This window comes from Undibacterium sp. Ji83W (assembly GCF_049340385.1).
Taxonomy (GTDB): Bacteria; Pseudomonadota; Gammaproteobacteria; order Burkholderiales; family Burkholderiaceae_D; genus Undibacterium.
In genome coordinates this window covers 17,691-35,409 of record NZ_JBMPOZ010000036.1, presented here as the reverse complement: position 1 = coordinate 35,409, position 17,719 = coordinate 17,691, and the positions used below count along the sequence as shown (strand labels likewise).

Sequence of the window (17,719 nt, the reverse complement as noted above, 5' to 3'; positions counted from 1 at the left end):
AACCACACGTTGAAGCAAAAGGCACGACGGCATTTTGAAACAAGCGTGTGGTGGCGGGGTAAATTTTATCGCGGTGTGTTGCGAGTATGTGGTTCGACTACTTGACTATCGGGGGCTAATGGGTGACTATCGGGGGCTAATGGGTGACCCTGATTTTGCTTATTGCACACGAAAACTTCGAGTTAGCCAAGTTCGAGGATAAAGGGAAATGGACTCTATTGCAGTTTATTCAACAAACTGCATCGCCTACTAACGGAGGACTGCAGAATAGTTGGCATTCGCAAGCATGGGATCATGCAGATCAGATTGTGAAAAAATTCAGGGAAGGGAAAAATGAATAATGCTACTGATAGACTAAGTGCATATACTGAGGCTTATCATTCTGGGATATACACCAAGGATGAGACAGTCAGCGCAATAATTAAATTATTGGCCGACTCATCAGATTTTTCTGTTTTGTGGCCGAGCGTTCCAGATTGGGTGCAATTGGCGATATGGAACTTCTTGAAATCATACGATGAATCTTCTGTTCGATATGATTTTTCTAGCAAATCGTATGTTGGTTTTAGTCCTGAGTTAAGTGCATTAAAAAGCTGGCTAATCAAAGTGATGGAGGGACAGTAACCTAGCAAGCGGCGCACGGCATTATCATCGTGAATGGCAGAAGTACTTCCAGTGTTATATTTTCAGCAAAAAGATAGTTTGAATATTAATTAAACTGAAAGTCAAAGAAATCAATGTTTAATAAGAGTAAAGAAATAACTGCTAAAGATAGAAGCCATTTGCTTGATGCAATGGAGAGGAATCGAAATGGAAGAGAAGTTGTCTTTTGCGATTCTTGTGGTGGTTTAATTCAATTGCAACTTGATGCTGATAACCGAGTTATTAAAACAATGTGTTCTTGTGGGAAGTTTAATGTGACCTTTAGGCCAATTTAATTGGCTTGTTGTTGCTGCAGCCCTGGTCAGTGTTGTGCGACACGAAGTCGCCAATAAAAGTTGTTCCACTGTAGTACAAGGATCCACCCATGTCACTGGGCGAATCTAGGAGCCTGAATAAAGCAGTCAAAGCAGTCAGTGGGGCCACCCATTAGCCCCCGGTAGTCAAGCAGTCGAACAACATACTCGCAACACACCGCGATAATATTTACCACGCCATCACATGCTTGTTTCAGAATGCCGTCGTGCCTTTTTGCTTCAACGTGTGGTTGCGTGAATCGCAGCTTCACCCATGTGGATCTAGCGAAACATCATCCGGGTTTTTGTTTATTAGCACAGCTACTCCAGAAGCATCTCAGTACCGCGTTGCGTCCAGGTGATGGGCAGATCTGTAGCTACTTGATTCGTTTACAATTCCCTTACCCCATTTTTTCTGTCAGCATCGCTTTCCGCTGCTAGCCCATTCTCAGTCACACAATAAACGCCTTGAGCGCGCATTTACAGTGATATTGCTTTAAATGCAATATCTCTCAGATGTAAAAATCCCCATTGACAAAAATTACAAATAATATCAATATTAAAACTCTCGAATGGAAACGTTTCCAAAATAATGCGAATTGAATGGGAGCAGATTCGGGAATTTACATCAGTGGTCTTTACACATAGCTCAGACAGACGTTGTTGACAGTGCTTTTCAATGTCAATCCGTCTAATTCCTGTTTTTAAAATTGAAAATTACGGAGGCATGATGAAACGGCAGGACTATCGTCTCAACAAACAAAAACGCAGCAGCACACTCACCGCCATCGCGGCCAGCATCTTGCTGGCCTATGGCTCGCAAGGCTATGCCAGCGTCACTAATCCTGTGATAGGCAAACTGATTTGGTCAGAGGAATTTAATGGTACCAGCCTCAACACCGGCTTGTGGACAGCCTATGATGGCAATGGCTGCCAGATCAATTTGTGCGGCTACGGTAATCAGGAATTGGAATACTACAGCCCGAACAATGTCTCGATACAAAACGTGCCGTTTGAACCTGGTACGCGCGCATTGGCAATCCAGGCAAAAAACCAGGTTATCGGCAGCAATGTCTTCACGTCCGGAAAAATTTCCTCTGCGGGCAAGGTGCAAGTCCAGTACGGCATGGTGGAGATGCGCATCAGCACACCACAAGTCGGCACAGGGCTGTGGCCTGCCGCCTGGATGCTGGGTACCAGCCCGCAAACCTGGCCGCGCAACGGCGAAATCGACATCATGGAAATGGGGCATAGCAACGCTGGCAGGGCCCTGGCTGGCTACCCTGCGATCAATAATTATGCAGGCTCAAATGTCATTACCTATCAGGACGCGGCTTGCGTGCCGGGCAATGCCAGTTGCGCCGCTTCGACCGCGTGGCAAACTAAAAACTGGTATATCGCCTCGACACCTTTGATCAATCGTTTCGTCACTTACCGCCTGTACTGGACTGATACCCAAATGCGCTTTACCGTCATCGATAACGGTGTAGAGCGCGACATGTATCAAAACCCTTTGCCTGTCAATTCAACTTCGCTGCAAGCACCGTATTACCTGCTGTTTAACCTCGCGGTAGGCGGCAATTTCACCGATGCGGCAACACCCGCACAAGTGACCACACCTTTACCGGGCACCATGTATGTCGACTATGTGCGGGTCTATGAGCTGGATGGCAAAGGCACGGTGAAAGTGGGCAACCCTAACGTGCCCGAGGTGGGTAAATTTGGCGTGTTCACCGATCTCACTGCAGTCAATAACAAACAGGCGGCAGGTGTCAGCTCGGACGTGTGGAACTGGAATCAGGCATCGATGTCGGCAGGCTCTACCGCACCGTATGAAGGCAGTAATGTCATCGCCTGGAACTACACCGCCGCCAACCAATGGTTTGGCAGCAGCATACAATCGCGCCAGGTGCGTGACATGAGCAACTACAGAAATGGCACGCTGAAATTCAGGATCAAGATACCCGCTAACGTCGCCTTCAAAGTCGGCATTGGTGATACCTACACCAACCAGGGCTCAGTTACTTTCCCCGCAAGCGTGGCGAGCTATGGCCTGGTACGCGATGGCAATTGGGGCACGGCCACGATCCCCATTTCTGCACTGGCGGGCAACCTGATCGCCTTGCAATCGATGTCTGATCTGTTCCAGATCTACAGCGTCGATGGCAGCCTGCCAGGCAGCACTTTCCAGTGGGCGGTTGACGATATTATTTGGGATACTGGTGTGCCAACGCCAACGCCAACGCCAACGCCAACGCCGACGCCAACTCCGACGCCGACGCCGACGCCAACTCCGACTCCAACGCCGACACCGACACCGGTTTCAAGCAATGCCACACAAATCAACGCAAGCACATTGCAGTTTGGCATCAACACTTCGTCGTGGGCAGACGTGCATTACACAGTCAACTCCGGCGGCCAGCAAAACTTCCGCATGACACAGTCCAACGGTAACAACAGCTACGCAGTCAGTGGGCTCAAAGCAGGGGATCTGGTGAAATACAGTTTCACTTATTGGGATGTTGTGAAAAACTACGCAGTCGATACTGGGCAGCAGAGCTTCACGATGAAGTGATGTTTTGTTAGTTTGTAGAGAAGACGGTCGTAAGGAATTTACGACCGTTTTTTTCGATTGCTTGACTACCGGAGGCTAATCGGTGACCCCATTTTCCTCTCCAATTGGACGAACATGGTGCAGGGGAATATAATGATGTTATCAAGCTTGTCATACTATAAGGAGGGAACTACGTGACAAATGAAGTTGAAGAATTGGTTCCACTGTTTCCACCAAGAAAAGTGCTCTTTAGGGAACATGGAGAAACCGAGTGGAAGCAGTATCATTTCACAATACTTGGTGAACCAAAGATGCTCGGATCAGATAGATCTTCGAAGCAGCTATACTTGATACTTGCTACGAATATAGAGGGGTTTCGTTCAACTGAGATTCTTGGCTTAGACTTGTTTGCAGCAATTGCTTCGGCGATATTTACTGTTGAAAGTCTTATTATTACGTTGCAATTTACCGGCGAGATACAATTAAGAGAAAACAGCGAATTTGACAGGACATACGAAAGCGTTTTTTTCGGTAAACGTGCAGAAAGAATGCGAGAAACATTCGAGCGTCAAGCTGCTGATAAAAGGAAATCCGATTCTGGAGATGCTCCTGTCATGCCTGAATAGGGTCAGACTACCGTACAAAGCTATATATGGCTCCCAGCCCTGGCGCAGATGATAGATGGCCATTGCTTCTTCATGAGCGGCGGCTTCTATGCGCCAGAACAGTTGTTCGCAATCTGGTTCTCGTGTCCCATCATTGAAGCGAGGCGGGTCTTCGTCTGATGCAAGGGTACATGGAGACTGCGCATCTTTGGGGCCCCAACTGGTAAATATTGGCATGTTTATCGCTTTTCAATAATTAGACCAACTGATTATTATGCGCAAGCAAGGGTTTCAGGTATTGGCGACAGGCTTACCCCCCGCCTCACGACAAAGCTGATCCACCTGCTTCAACAAAGTCGGTATGCGGAATTTGCCATGCATGGCAGCAATGTTGGTTTGGGCTGTGGCCTGGTCTATGCCTATGCTGGTGATGTACAGCGGCTTGATGCTCTCGCCCCGGCAGATACCAAACGATGCATCTATGGCCGAGAAAGATGACTTGGCAACGCCGATGATGTTGAGCTTGCCAGCCAGTGCCTCATGCAAATACCAGCCCAGACCGGGTTTGCTCTTGCCATCGAGATACACATAACCGTCAATAATGATGCAGTCTGGCTGCAAATCATGCTCTGTCAGCAGCTGTAATATGCAGGGTAGCTCGCGCTTGTAGAACTCGCCGGGTACATAGTCGGCAACATGGCTGATGTGGCTGATGCAGGTTTTTGCTGGGTACTCGTCATCCCAGTTATGGAAGATGACGCCAGCGACACTGGCCTGCTCACCACTGCCACCCTCGCCATGGCTGCTGTAATGCACATCTACCGCCAGCAAAGTGGCTGGTTTTGCTGTCATTTATCAATATCCGCCACCCAGTCGCCCGATTTGCCGCCGTGTTTCTCCAGCACACGTATATCCGTCATGACCATGCCCCGGTCAACGGCTTTACACATGTCGTACACGGTCAGCAGGCCAACTTGCACTGCGGTAAGGGCTTCCATCTCGACGCCGGTTTTACCAACTGTTTCAACCTGGGCTTCGCATGTAACGGTGTTGTTACTTGCATCAATGCTAAAATCAACAGTGACACGGGTGAGTGCCAGTGGGTGGCAGAGCGGGATCAGGTCGCTGGTGCGTTTGGCCGCCATGATGGCAGCGATGCGGGCTATGCCAATGACATCGCCCTTTTTTGCATTGCCTTGCTGGATAATTGCCAGTGTGGCAGGCAGCATGCGAATATGGCCACGGGCGATGGCGATGCGATGGCTATTGTTTTTATTACCAACATCCACCATATGGGCTTGACCACCTGCGTCGAAATGGGTCAGTTCGTTCGTCAATTCGTGAGGCAGGTCGGGTTTGCTGGGTTTGCTTGTATCTGTGCTCATAATTGTGTAAAAAGCCTGTAGGACAGTATTGTGTACTCAAATAAGTCCTGAATAAGTCTTGAAAAATAAGGAAGCTATTAGTGTCCAAGTATCATAGCATTGAGAACCCCTTACGACGCGTTTTTCGCCTGTCTGCCCTGCGTCTGGCGGTCTTGCTGGCTGCTGGTTTGGGGAGTGTCAACCTGCCATCCGGACTAGTCCAGGCGCAAAACCTGCCGACTCTGGGCGATACCTCGCGTGAAGATTTGTCGCCCCTGGCTGAACGCAAGCTGGGCGAGCAAATCATGAGCGTGGTCAGGCGCGACCCGGATTTCATGGACGATGCACCCACCAGCGAATACCTGAACCGCCTCGGCAACAAGATGCTGGAAGCCCGGCCCGATGCCCGTGGCGAAACCAATTTCAATTTCGAATTTTTTGCCGTGCGTGACCCCGTGCTGAATGCCTTTGCCTTTCCCGGCGGCTTTATCGGCTTTCATTCTGGCCTGATTTTGGCGGCACAGTCTGAATCTGAACTGGCTTCGGTCATGGGCCATGAAATTGGTCACGTGGCCCAGCGCCACATTGCCCGCATGCTGACCAGCCAGCGCGGCGATGCCCTTATCCCGCTGGCGGCACTGGCACTGGCTGTGCTGGCAGCCCGCTCCAGCCCTGATGCTGCCATGGCAATTGCCACTGGCGGGCAGGGCCTGGCGATACAAAAGCAATTGAATTTTGGACGGGACGCTGAGCGTGAGGCTGACCGTGTCGGCTTCCAGATCTTGCGCGACTCAGGCTTTGACCCCTCAGGCATGGTCAGTTTTTTTGGCCGCCTGCAAAATTCCATGCGCAACTATAACGATAACCTGCCACCATATTTGCGCAGCCACCCCCTGACCAGCGACAGGATAGCGGATATACAATCACGCCTGGTAGACCAGCGTTATCGCCAGCATGCCGACAGCCTGGAATTTTTGCTCACCAAGGCCAGGATCAGGGTATTGCAAGACAGCAGCACGCAGGGCCTGATGGATGCCAGCACTTTTTTTGACACCCAGGCAAAAACCGGCAAACTGGAAGACCAGATCACCGCCAAATACGGCCAGGCCTTTGTCGCCTATAAACGCCTGGACTTTGCCACGGCCCGCAAGCTGCTTGATCAATCGCGCAAAATGCTGGAGCAAGTGCCCGCGTATAAAAGCCTGCTCAGTTACAGCAATATGTATATCGACCTGTCCATCGACATTTTGATCGGTGACAAGCAAACCGCCGCCGCCGTCAAAGAAGCAGAAAAAGGCATGCGCGACTTGCCGCTTTCACGCGGCGTCGCCGTGCAATATGCCGAGGCCCTGCTGGCCGACAGCAAGGAAGAACAGGCGGCAGTCTTTTTACGCGACCAGATCGTCCTGTACCGGCAAGAAGCACAACTCTATAACCTGTTGGCCAAGGTCTACGCCGCCCAGGGCAAGCAAGCCGCCCAGCACGTCGCCCTGGCCGAGGCTTACGGCATAGAAGGCAACCTCGCCGCCGCCCTGCAACAACTCGACATCGCCCGCCGTGAAAAAGATGCACAGTATTTTGAACTATCCGTCATCGATGCGCGTGAGCGTGAATGGAAAGAAAAACACAAAGAGCAGCTGGCGGAAGAGAAGAAGCGGCGTTGATGCATGATGTGGCAATTTCTTAAGCCTGAGCAAGACTTGCAGCGATATCTCTCGCTGCTGGTCTGTGGCCTTTTATTTGCTTGCTCCTCTGAAAAAAATGATGCAGCTGAAGGCGCAGCTTATAAAACAGATTTGCTCAATGCAATCCGCCAATCCAGCAAGATAGTCGTGACCGAACATTCGTCCGAGCTGGATTTTATGCAAGCAGGGCAAGCGGCCACGCAAAAAGAAAAAGTCTATCGCACCGTGACGCTGACTACACGCGATCGCGAAAACTTCATTGCTGCGATTGAACATGTCCCTGATAAAACTCAGCAAGCTTTCTCCGCCTGTGTTTTTGATCCCCATCATACGGTGTATTTTTATGCACAGGGCAAGTTGAGCAGCAAGCTCGATATTTGCTTTGCCTGCTCGCAACAGCAATGGGATGCGACGAAACATACACCGCCAGCAGATATCTATGTTGGGCTGGCGCAATTCATCAAGTCAGTGAAATTAGATACGGAAAGAGAATGGGCGAACCTGGTCAGGAATAATATCTGAAATATGACAGGCCCCTACCAACTCGTGAAAAAAGAAATGAGTTTCCCATTGTTACTGTCAACTGCCGAACTTCAATTTAGCGACTTGAAAAAAACATCTCTTCACTGGGCTGAAGATGAGTTGCGATCACGCGATAAATTGATGCTGTATTTTTTGGATTTTGAAAAACTCCCTTGGACTGCAGCTATTCTGGCGGCTCCCAGAAATCATGTCCTGGTTTCAGTTCCGAGGAATAGTTATGACACTGCAGAAATTGCTGTGGATGTCGGGCCGCAGCAGGCATCATGGATACAATCTTTTTTTATAGATAAAGAGACTCGTACAAAATTTAAAAAAGAATTGGCATCGCATGATTTGACCGCTCAGAATATCCCTTATGGTTTATTGGCTTTTGATGGCGTTTTTTTGAGTCCGCCATCCATAGCCTACAACAAAAAGGAACGTCCGCTGAATCCACTCTGGTTTCGCACCTATTTAATTCCGAGAACCCCTGATGCAAGAACCAATTTGACCCAGGTTTTGCGTGAATATATTGCAGAGCGCGGTATGTTCTTTGTCAGGCCGTTTGATGATGAGAAATTGTTTAATTCAGATTGGCAGGAGCGCTTTCTCGGCGTTGATGACCATGACGAGGCGGTTCTTTTCAGGAATATGTACGGCGGGCCTGAATCGGCTAAGAAAGACAGTATTCAGATAGAGATGTTGGAACATATATTGGCGGAGTTGGACAACGGAATCCTGCTTGATTTTCTCTCGATGAGTCCGAATCTTGATGATTTTTCTTTTCAAATAGCATATCCATACTTGGTAGTAAATTACTTGAAGGATTACGATGCCATGAATCGCGGCCAACGTCATAATGATCTCGTGAATGCGTTGCGTGCACATTTGGTTCGGCGACTGGAGTGGCCAGTATTCATACAATCCGCGCGCGTCGGTAGAGAGTTTGCGATCGAACGATTTAAAAAAGGTCCGAAGCCACCAGCCGGATTGTTGAAATTTAATGCCGTTGAGGAAATGGACTTGTTTTTGCAAGCGATGCAGGAAAAATATCCCAGCTATTGGCAGAACTCCTGGGATGATGTCTGGCGCACTTCATCTCAAAGTTAACTTGCACCCCTGTTTGGTATTTAAATGAAAATAGACACGATTGAAATATCACCATTCGCATATTTTTCGATGAGGTATGAATTAATACCGGACAAAAGTCATGCAGACTGCGTCCAGATATTTTGGATAAAACTGCCTGACATTGATTTGCGACTGTTACTTTTGATTCCTCCAACTGGCTGCAGTTGGGGTATGCAATTCAATCATGCGAAAAATCTGTTTGAATGGACGGAAAAAGTGATCGGCAGTTCTTCCGTAGCATCAGGATTTCGAAGGATGTTCGCAGAATTGTCCATCGATCCAGCCTATATACCTGAAACTTTGGCCGGTTGTAGCTGGTTCGGCGAAAATCAAGAGTTGTCTATTGGTACGCATGAACCTGATGTCCCCCGTGCCTGGTTTAGAACGGTGCTTCTGCCGGATAGTGATGATGTCTTTGAGAGTTTTTTGCACCGATTAAGACTGCATATCGATCAGCTAGGAATATTTTTCTTGCTGCCGCAAGCAAAATTGAATGATGTAGGATTGCTTGCCTGGTCTGAGTCTGTTGATAAGAATCTTGGAATTCTTTTCGATTCTGACCATGACCGAAGTACTCGTTCCGTTGATATATTTTCTAAAAGAAGAAATGCTTTGGAAACAGCGATAGAGAATACGACGAGTGAGCATGCGCAGGCCTGGCTTACTCCACGTTTTTTGGATTGGGATATGATCAGGCCGAGATACCCAATGGCGGAAACACCTATTAAATCAAAACGCTCACAATCTTTGTTATCAATGTTTTCATTGCGGCCTTTGAAAGATGTTAATGATGAAGTTGCAACACTCTCATTACTTCGCCTGCAACTCATGAAAAAATGGAATTGGCCGGTTGGGATTCATTTGCTAGTGAGCCACCAAGGGTCACAATACTATAAAGAGTTCATGTTGAAGGGGCGATCACCCTGGCAACCTCTAGAAGTTGAAGTCACAGAAGTATTGAATCAGGCGATGGCTGTTTATCCAATTCTTTTTGACACTGGGACATAGGTTAATGCTACTAGCTTGATTGTGGCTTTAAAAAACTGAGTTCGATTACAAGAACTGTAAAGTTGATGCGCCTGATATTCAAAATGAACCAAGTTGAATCTGCTTAAATCCTTAAATGGAAGTAAGGAAATTCTCTTGATTTTTCAAATACCTAATCAGACAAGAAGAATATAAAGAGTGGGGTACTTTTGGAGTATAAGTCGAGTCAAGACGAGCCAAAGTATTTAGTGAGAAGTGTGGGTATAGACTAGAGAAATCTTAAATAGGTATATAGCATGTTCAGGAAATTTGTTTTTTTATGTATAGCCTTGTGCGCCTGCTTGAGTGCGGCTCCAACCCAAGCCAGTAAATTGTCGGGTGAGGGTGCGGCCTACAAGCGTGATTTGATCAAGGCAATTGAACAGGCCGATAAGATAGTCGTGACAGAACACTCTGACAAGTATGATTTTTTCGAGGTCAAGACGCATACATTCCAACAGCGGGAACAGCTTGTTTACCAAACCGTGATATTGAGCCCGCAAGACGTGGTCAATTTTAAGCGGCTGGTCAAGGCTGTACCTGACAGAACACAATATGTGAGTGCAGCCTGTATTTTTGTAGCACATCACACCATCAAATTCTATGCCCAAGATGAATTGCTGAGCACTTTACCGATCTGCTTCAAGTGTGGTGCGCAAGAATGGGATGGTACCAAGCATACTCCACCTCAGGAGATTGTAGGAGGATTGCGTAAATTTATCACGGCAATTGGTTTGCATCCTGAAATGAAGTGGTGGCAACTTGCAGATGAGCGACTGAAAAAAGATGGAATGCCATCTGGGTCAGATTAATTTATAATATGCAGATACGATAGCCGCTTTGGCTGTTTACTTATTTCCCCTTTAAATCATCTTATCCACATGTGAAATTCAAATGAAAATTTGAACCTGCTCAACTTAGAGCTGGTTTTGTCCAAGAGAGGTGCCTGACCAAACTGCTTGCATGCGTGATTGCGCTGTGATGCATGTTTGTGAGTAAGCGCCGCCCCTAGATTTTTCATTTTATGTTCACATGCCATCAGTTAATCCTGTCAAAGACAAGGCTGCGCTCAAGCCGCCTGTCGTTAAATCTGTCAAATCAATATTAATCAGTCTGCTGCGTCAGCCAGAGGGCATTGTTGCCTTGCTGAGCGATGAAGTTGATGGTGTGGTGCAGCCTGTTTTTCGTCAGATAGATTTGGCTGCACTGCATACACAGGATATGCGGCTATTCCCCTCTGCTGCAAGCTTGCTGGCAGACTGGCATAGCCTGCAAGACGCCACTGAATTGAGCAGTGTCTGGCCTGCATTTTGGCGCGTGTTCTGGATGACTGTATCTGATTCTGCAAGGGCGAGTACAAGTGCGACTACGGCAACCGCACCGCAAGTCAGGGCGGTAAAAAAGCCAATGGCCACTGCGGCCCATCCACGTGCTTATCGCGGTACAAAATACCAGCCACCCAAACCGGTACAGGCTGAGCTTGATTTGTGTCGCTGGCTGGCAGATCCACGCTTACTGGATGTCTTTTTTGCGCAGCATGATTTTACTGTGTTACCTGTGCTGGATGCGCAAGGGCTGGTGCTGCCCTTGGCAGCAGACATCGTCCCAACCAGCGCTGCCTTGTATTTTCATCGTTGGCGCGCACTTGCGGAAGAATTGCCAGTCTTACCCGATGCCTTCCGTCGCAATTTCTTGTGGCGACTGCGCGAATGCAGTGCAGATCAACAACTGGCCTGGCTGCAAATATGGCACCAGCACAACAGCTTGCATAGCGATGAAGTTTCACGTTCAGAAAAACTGGTTTTGCTGGCGCGCTTGTGTGCAATGAATACAGGGCAAACCCATGCTGCGGAACTAGCTTTGCTGTTGCCTGAAAAGCGCCAGAATATTTTCTTGCGTGTGCTGATGCGCGAAGTGCAGGGGAAATTGTCGGTGCAGCAGATGAATGCTGATCAGCTTATCCGTTTGCAGGATTTGACAGAAGAAGATTCTCGATTTGAATATTATTTGCGCAGTAGCCTCGCCAATTTGCAGAGACTAGTGAGTGTGGAATACAGTCTGGCGGGCTGCCTGTTGTTTGAGATGAGTGGCGAGACCAATTTGCGTGAATACATGCTGGGTGCGAAGCTTGATTGCAAGGATGTACCTGTTGAAGCAATCGTTAAAGCTTGTGATGCTACTGGTGGCGGACCAAGGATTTCTTTATGGGATTATTGCGCGGAATTACCCGGCCTTGCAAAATTACTGCGCGAGACGCAATGGGAAAAGCTCAATCAGGGGGCGGCCCAAACCTGGCTCAATGTCATGTACAACTTTATGGATGAAGATGATAAAGACAAGCAACAAGCAAAGTGGCGGGTTTATCTGGATGTGTTTTATGTCTGCCATGATGCACTGATAGCCTTACCTGCTGACAGGCAAGACAAGCTGGCGCTGATGTGGAAAAATTTTATTGACGGTTGGGGCAAGGCATCGAGTATGGCCAGGGCAGCACGTGAATTTTTGCCACTGATGCATAAATTATGCTTGCCGCCATTCTCGGCGAATATCGATTACGGACACAGTTTCGTTAACATTGTCGAGACCTGGCCTGAAGATGAAAGGCAAGAAATTCTTGATCTCGATATGCGTATATGGCTGCATTTGGAGCGTGCTTGTCGCCGCCAGGATGAAGCAAGACTGATTGTTTTTGGCTCTTACACATTGAGTGAAGGGGCTCCATTATTCTTGCGAAATTCATTGCTTCATGCACCTTCCCGATTATTCAAAACCTTGCGCCTGCTTGGTAGCCTGGCCTATGAGAGACGTCAGTCTTTCATGAGGCAACAGATGAAAACAGACTGGTTTGCACTGGACTGGCATTTAATGCCCCCGCCAGATGCCTGTCGGCGTTTGTTTTCATTGAGTAAAGCTGACGGCTTGGATAGCCCCTTGCCACGCCGCTTGCGTGATTTTTTGGATGGACGCCTGAATTTATCGCCATCGCAGGTGTCAAGGCATTGTCAATTGACCCTGTCTCGTTTGCCTTCTTTACTGTTGCGCGCACTTGAAGCTGCTTTGTGGAAAGAGATAGATGCACCATTTCAGCTATATGAATACTCCCGCCCAGCCAGGCATGCCTTGCGTTTGCTGGCAGGTTTGAGTGGCGGTAGTTTTGCAAATAACCGCAAGGGCCTGCGGCGGTTTTTGTTGAATGCCCGCGCAGGCAACACGCTGGATTATGTTGATCACCCGCTTAATCAACAATGGTATGCGAAACATCCAAAGGTGCGGCGTTCTCTTTGGCAAATGGGTCTGCAGCGTGCAGGGCAGACTGCACAGGGTAAATTGAGTCTCGCATTTGAGCTCGATCCATTTGAAGTCCTCATGATGGGAACCTATGCCGGCAGTTGTCTGGGAGTTGGTGGCTTATGTGATTATTCTGCGGTCGCCTGTCTGCTTGATGCCAACAAGCAGGTCTTGTATGCCCGTAATGAACAGGGCAAGGTAATCGCGCGCCAGTTAATGGCGATTGATGAAGAGGATCAACTGGTGTGCTTTTCGGTCTATCCCGAAAACGTAACGCAAGAATTAAAGGCAGCATTCAAATCATATAACGAGGAAATGTCGGATTTGCTGGAACTGAAACTTTATCGTTTACAAGACGGCGCATGCTATGACGTCGCCACCATCCTTGCGCAGGATTGGTGGGACGATGGTTCGTGGCAGGACGAATGATTGTCAAAATGCAAGTGATTTCCTTTACTTCATGTATGATGTTTGTTTGATATTTTTGAGTTGACACCTTTGTTCAACTCTTTTTGAAACGGGGAATTTATGAACATTACACGATCAGTTATCTGCTCTGGCTTTGCTGCTGTCATGATGATGTGCGTCAATGCGGCGTGGGCGCAAGCGACACCTGTCCAGAAGGCTAATGCTGGCAGCGCCAGCGCGGCAGCTGCCACCTGCGCCATGCCAGGTAAAAATGGCTACGACAAGAATTGCAAGCGTTACCCGGATGCCGATACCTGGCCAACCACCTGTGATCAAGCTGCGACGCAGATATTGGCCAGGCTGGATGAACCCAGCAAGCAGCGCGTGCGCGATTCGACTTATGAAAATCTGATTCAGTTTCACATGGGATGGGGTATGGGGATACGCAACAGTACCGGCTTGTGGCGCGGCAATGTGGCATTGACTGATTCTTGCTCAGCACTCGATAATGATGGTGATCGGCATCCTGACCATATGTCCATGGTCATCATCCAGCAAATCTGGAAAAAGCTGCGTTGAATTTTTATTTGATGTCAGACATCAGCCTGCGCCTTGCCATAAGTAATTCTCGCCTAAGCTAATGCATGATGTTCTCGCAGTGACCCCCACACTGAACCCTACACTAACTACAGCAGTGAATTCATACCCGCCAGTTCAGACAACAATCATTTAAAGGAGCAAGCATGACCGCACCCATCAAAGAACTTCCAGAAATTTATATCGCGGTGGATGTCGAGGCAGATGGCCCTATACCTGGCCCTTATAGCATGATCTCTTTGGGGATGGCTGTGGCCGGGCATCCCGAGTTGACGTTTTATTCCGAGATCAAACCCATATCGGATGAGTTTGATCCGGCTGCTTTAGCGGTGTCAGGTTTGGACAGGGATCATCTGATCCGTAACGCACCAGATGCCGCGCAAGCCATACGAGCTGCTTATGATTGGGTAAATTCATTGCGCAAGATAGGCAGGCCGGTTTTCCTGGCTGCACCCGCTGTGTGGGACGGCATGTTTGTGCACTGGTACTTCATGAAGTTCATCGGTACCAGCCCCTTTGGTGCTACCGGATCAGGTGTGGATTTGCGCAGTTACTGGATGGGGCTCACCGGTTGCGAATGGGTGGAGAGCCGCAAGGGCAAGATCAAATACGCGCTCAATCTTGAAGGATTGCCGCATACCCATCATGCAGGTGAAGATGCGGCAGAACTGGCGCAGGTGTTTGCGGCAGTGTTGAAGAGCCGTCCAGCACGCTTGCCGACGGCATTACCAGAATCGTTGCCAGATATCAAGGAATGAGTACTACTGATTATCTACCGTGAACCCACGCAACATATAACAACATTCAACAACATGCATGCAGAATAAAGTGACTTTTACACAATTAAATGCTATCTTTCATTTGCTTTGTTTGTAAAAATGTCATCTCCCTGAAAAGACGCACATCTACAGTAGAGTATGTTCATGCGTCGTGGATAAAAATGTCGATGATGTTGATAATCCTGAGTCGCTCGCAAGCTGCCCGGATGTCGTCATTTTCGTCAAGCTTATTATCCGTGACCTTAGGGGGCTTCAGTGCCATTGCGGCAGACAAGGCAATCACGGCGCTGTACGGTAGCTGGGCTGGTTTTGTGGAAGTCCGATAAGCGAATATATAAAAAAGGATGTGATCATGTTCGGTAGCCAGGTCCTGGAAACAGCCATCGGTATAGCCTTGTTTTTTCTCGCGGTATCCTTGTTCGTCACTGCCTTGCAAGAGTTCATCGCCACCGCGTTGAAACTCAGGGCAAATACCCTCGCGTCTGGCGTGGATGAATTGCTGGAGCAAAAAAAGAATCTTGATCCTGTCATACAAGCCATCATCAATCATCCACGGGTGTCACCACTGGATGGCAAATTGTCGTATATCTGTTCGACCAGCTTTGCTGCTGCCACCATGCATGTACTGGGTGGGATAGGAGATGCCTCAAAAGACCAGTTCAACCAGCTTGAAATTGCCATAGGCAATTTACCTGCGGGTAATCTCAAAAGCGTATTGCAACTCGCTGCCAGCCGTGCGCAGGGTGATGTCACTAAAGTGGAGCAAGAAGTCGCCACCTGGTTTGATGAGTCCATGGACAGGCTGTCTGGCCGCTACAAACGCTATAGCGGCTACCTGAGCCTGGGGCTGGGCGCATTGCTGGCGGTGGGAATGAACTTGAATGCATTTGCTGTTGGCAGCACATTATGGACTAGCCCGGTACTCAGGGACCAGGCTTCTGCCGCTGCCGCAGCGGCAATCGCAAAAGGCGCGACTACTGTGCCTGCAATATCTGCCGACGTGCTGAGCATGTTTGGCTTTCAAACTTTTTTTGCCACTTTCCCCTCCGGCATGGCCTTGCTGGGTTGCCTGATCACGGCCTTTGCGGTCAGCCTGGGTGCACCGTTCTGGTTTGATTTTTTGCAAAGCATCGTGAAAATGAATGTGCGAGGTACGGGCGATAAACCTGCGAAGGCGGATGGTAGTTGATGACAGCTTATTCCAAGAAAATCTAAACCTGCTCTGCCGCTCTCGGCTTTTGCACAAAACCAAATTCGCGCATCAATTGAGCTTGTTCACAGCGCTGCACTTCCAGGCACATGCCAGGCGCACCAGGTGGGCGCAACTGCAGTTGGCCTGGTGTACCAGCATCTTCCAGCCACTGCAATAATGCCTCATCACTGACGGGCTGCTGATCCAGCGTCAACCAGGGCAGGCATAGTGCCAGGTCGCGGTCATCAAGTTGCGCCAGCGTATTGCCACTGCTGAGTTGCAACCTGCCTTGCGGATCAAGGAAGGCCAGTTCGGGGGTGAATGCCTGTTCACCATGTTGCAGGGCAAAGCTGCCATTTGCCGTGGTGTTGGCGATATAGGGAGTGGCTTCAAGATCGACATACACACGCTGTGGGCCATTCTGGAAATACCAGCAGCCTTCTTCATTGCACAGGTAATTGCGGTTGATGAAAGCCAGCAGGGCAGGGTGGCGGATGATATCGCCAGGCAGGTTCAACGTCTGGCTACGCTCATCGCGCATGCGCCAGTTGCCTCGGGCATCAAGGGCCAGCCAGCCATAGCAATGCGGCACATTGGGCCATTTGGCCATGGCTGCCTTGACGATGTCATCCATCAGCTATTCGCCTCAAAAAAATTCAAAATCTTTTGTGGTAACCAGTTCAAATGACCTGGCACATTGCCTGCTGCAAAGCCAACATGGCCGCCGTGCTCAGGGTAATCCAGCGTCACGCATTTTGCCGCTTGCGTGGGTAAATGCCGGGCGGGCAGGAAAGGGTCATTCCTGGCATTCAGCACCAGGGTCGGTACTGTGATGTCACCCAGTATATGCTTGGCGCTGGCCCTGTGCCAGTAATCATCTGTATCGAGATAACCATGCAGGGGCGCGGTGACGACATTGTCGAACTCGTACAAGTCCCTGGCTTCAAGCATGGCGGTTTTATTGAACAGGCCAGGGAATTGATCGAGCTTTTTCAGGCACTTGGGTTTCAGCGTCTTCAAGAACATGCGCGTGTAGATCATGTTGAAACCACTGGACAGCGAAGCACCACCCTGCGCCAGATCGAGTGGAGCAGAAACCGCGCAGGCTGCGTTGACGATATCCGCATGGTGTTGTGATTCACCCAGCCAGCGCAACAGGGCATTGCCGCCCAGTGAAACACCCGCCGCATAAAACTTGCCGCCATCATGCTGGTGGTGGAATTGCTGGTACAGGCGCTCTATGATCCAGCCTATCTCTTGCGCATCGCCAGAATGATAAAAGCGCGGTGCCTGGTTCAGCTCGCCTGAGCATCCACGAAAATGTGGTATCGCCCCCGACCAGCCACGCGCACGCAAAGCTGCCATCATGGCACGCGCATAATGGCTGTCGCTGGAACCTTCAAGACCATGGAACAGCACGACAAAAGGTTTGCCGGGTTCACCATCCAGAAAATCGATATCGACAAAATCATTATCCGGCGCAATCCAGCGTTCACGCCGCAAGGGTGTGTGCGGCTTGTTGATAAACACTGCCGGGTAGATCGTTTGCAGATGGCCACCGGGTAACCAGCGTGGGGACAAGTATTTCATGTGTGGATAATCCGGTGGTGCT

The 17,719-nt window shown here is 49.2% G+C and carries 16 protein-coding genes; 12 read left to right on the top strand and 4 right to left on the bottom strand.

What is annotated here, in order from left to right; all coding sequences use genetic code 11:
• The first annotated feature begins 333 nt into the window (after window positions 1-333).
• From ACO0LD_RS30515 to ACO0LD_RS30505, 3 genes are all read left to right on the top strand, one after another.
• Window positions 334-624, top strand: a complete 291-nt coding sequence (locus ACO0LD_RS30515; RefSeq protein WP_423013078.1) for a hypothetical protein — start codon at window positions 334-336, stop codon at window positions 622-624.
• A gap of 1,059 nt (window positions 625-1,683) precedes the next feature.
• Window positions 1,684-3,531, top strand: a complete 1,848-nt coding sequence (locus ACO0LD_RS30510) for a glycoside hydrolase family 16 protein (RefSeq protein WP_423013076.1) — start codon at window positions 1,684-1,686, stop codon at window positions 3,529-3,531.
• A gap of 173 nt (window positions 3,532-3,704) precedes the next feature.
• Window positions 3,705-4,136, top strand: coding sequence for a hypothetical protein (locus tag ACO0LD_RS30505; protein ID WP_423013074.1), 432 nt, complete (start codon window positions 3,705-3,707; stop codon window positions 4,134-4,136).
• Window positions 4,137-4,406: 270 nt separating this feature from the next.
• On the opposite strand, the gene ACO0LD_RS30500 is transcribed toward ACO0LD_RS30505, so the two are convergent.
• Window positions 4,407-4,967: an endonuclease V gene (locus ACO0LD_RS30500; protein ID WP_423013072.1), complete on the bottom strand. Its 561-nt coding sequence runs from the start codon at window positions 4,965-4,967 to the stop codon at window positions 4,407-4,409.
• Window positions 4,964-5,500, bottom strand: a complete 537-nt coding sequence (gene moaC / locus ACO0LD_RS30495; protein WP_423013070.1) for a cyclic pyranopterin monophosphate synthase MoaC — start codon at window positions 5,498-5,500, stop codon at window positions 4,964-4,966. Before moaC ends, ACO0LD_RS30500 begins: the two co-directional genes overlap by 4 nt.
• Window positions 5,501-5,580: 80 nt before the next feature.
• Between moaC and ACO0LD_RS30490 the strand changes: the two genes are divergently transcribed.
• The 9 genes from ACO0LD_RS30490 to ACO0LD_RS30450 all read left to right on the top strand — a co-directional run bounded on the left by ACO0LD_RS30490 (window position 5,581) and on the right by ACO0LD_RS30450 (window position 16,104).
• A complete protein-coding gene (locus ACO0LD_RS30490) occupies window positions 5,581-7,143 on the top strand; it encodes a M48 family metalloprotease (protein WP_423013068.1) in 1,563 nt (520 codons plus the stop codon).
• Window positions 7,144-7,146: 3 nt separating this feature from the next.
• Window positions 7,147-7,686: a hypothetical protein gene (locus tag ACO0LD_RS30485; RefSeq protein ID WP_423013067.1), complete on the top strand. Its 540-nt coding sequence runs from the start codon at window positions 7,147-7,149 to the stop codon at window positions 7,684-7,686.
• A gap of 36 nt (window positions 7,687-7,722) precedes the next feature.
• On the top strand, window positions 7,723-8,796 hold the full coding sequence (locus ACO0LD_RS30480) for a hypothetical protein (protein WP_423013066.1): 1,074 nt from the start codon (window positions 7,723-7,725) through the stop codon (window positions 8,794-8,796).
• A 24-nt stretch (window positions 8,797-8,820) separates the two neighbouring features.
• The gene (locus tag ACO0LD_RS30475; protein ID WP_423013064.1) at window positions 8,821-9,825 is read left to right on the top strand and encodes a hypothetical protein; all 1,005 of its coding nucleotides are present in this window, start codon (window positions 8,821-8,823) and stop codon (window positions 9,823-9,825) included.
• Window positions 9,826-10,100: 275 nt separating this feature from the next.
• Window positions 10,101-10,655: a hypothetical protein gene (locus tag ACO0LD_RS30470; protein ID WP_423013062.1), complete on the top strand. Its 555-nt coding sequence runs from the start codon at window positions 10,101-10,103 to the stop codon at window positions 10,653-10,655.
• 220 nt (window positions 10,656-10,875) lie between these two features.
• Window positions 10,876-13,560 (top strand): hypothetical protein, encoded by a 2,685-nt coding sequence (locus tag ACO0LD_RS30465; protein WP_423013060.1) that lies wholly within the window; start codon window positions 10,876-10,878, stop codon window positions 13,558-13,560.
• Window positions 13,561-13,659: 99 nt separating this feature from the next.
• Window positions 13,660-14,118, top strand: coding sequence for a DUF6794 domain-containing protein (locus tag ACO0LD_RS30460; RefSeq protein ID WP_423013058.1), 459 nt, complete (start codon window positions 13,660-13,662; stop codon window positions 14,116-14,118).
• Window positions 14,119-14,282: 164 nt separating this feature from the next.
• Window positions 14,283-14,894 (top strand): hypothetical protein, encoded by a 612-nt coding sequence (locus ACO0LD_RS30455; protein ID WP_423013056.1) that lies wholly within the window; start codon window positions 14,283-14,285, stop codon window positions 14,892-14,894.
• 373 nt (window positions 14,895-15,267) lie between these two features.
• Window positions 15,268-16,104, top strand: coding sequence for a hypothetical protein (locus tag ACO0LD_RS30450; RefSeq protein ID WP_423013054.1), 837 nt, complete (start codon window positions 15,268-15,270; stop codon window positions 16,102-16,104).
• Between the two features lie 22 nt (window positions 16,105-16,126).
• On the opposite strand, the gene ACO0LD_RS30445 is transcribed toward ACO0LD_RS30450, so the two are convergent.
• Entirely contained in the window at window positions 16,127-16,741 is a 615-nt protein-coding gene (locus ACO0LD_RS30445) for a DUF2946 family protein (protein ID WP_423013052.1), read from the bottom strand.
• Window positions 16,741-17,697 carry a YheT family hydrolase gene (locus ACO0LD_RS30440; RefSeq protein ID WP_423013050.1) on the bottom strand — a complete coding sequence of 319 codons (957 nt, stop codon included), beginning with the start codon at window positions 17,695-17,697 and terminating at the stop codon, window positions 16,741-16,743. Before ACO0LD_RS30440 ends, ACO0LD_RS30445 begins: the two co-directional genes overlap by 1 nt.
• Window positions 17,698-17,719 lie beyond the last annotated feature (22 nt).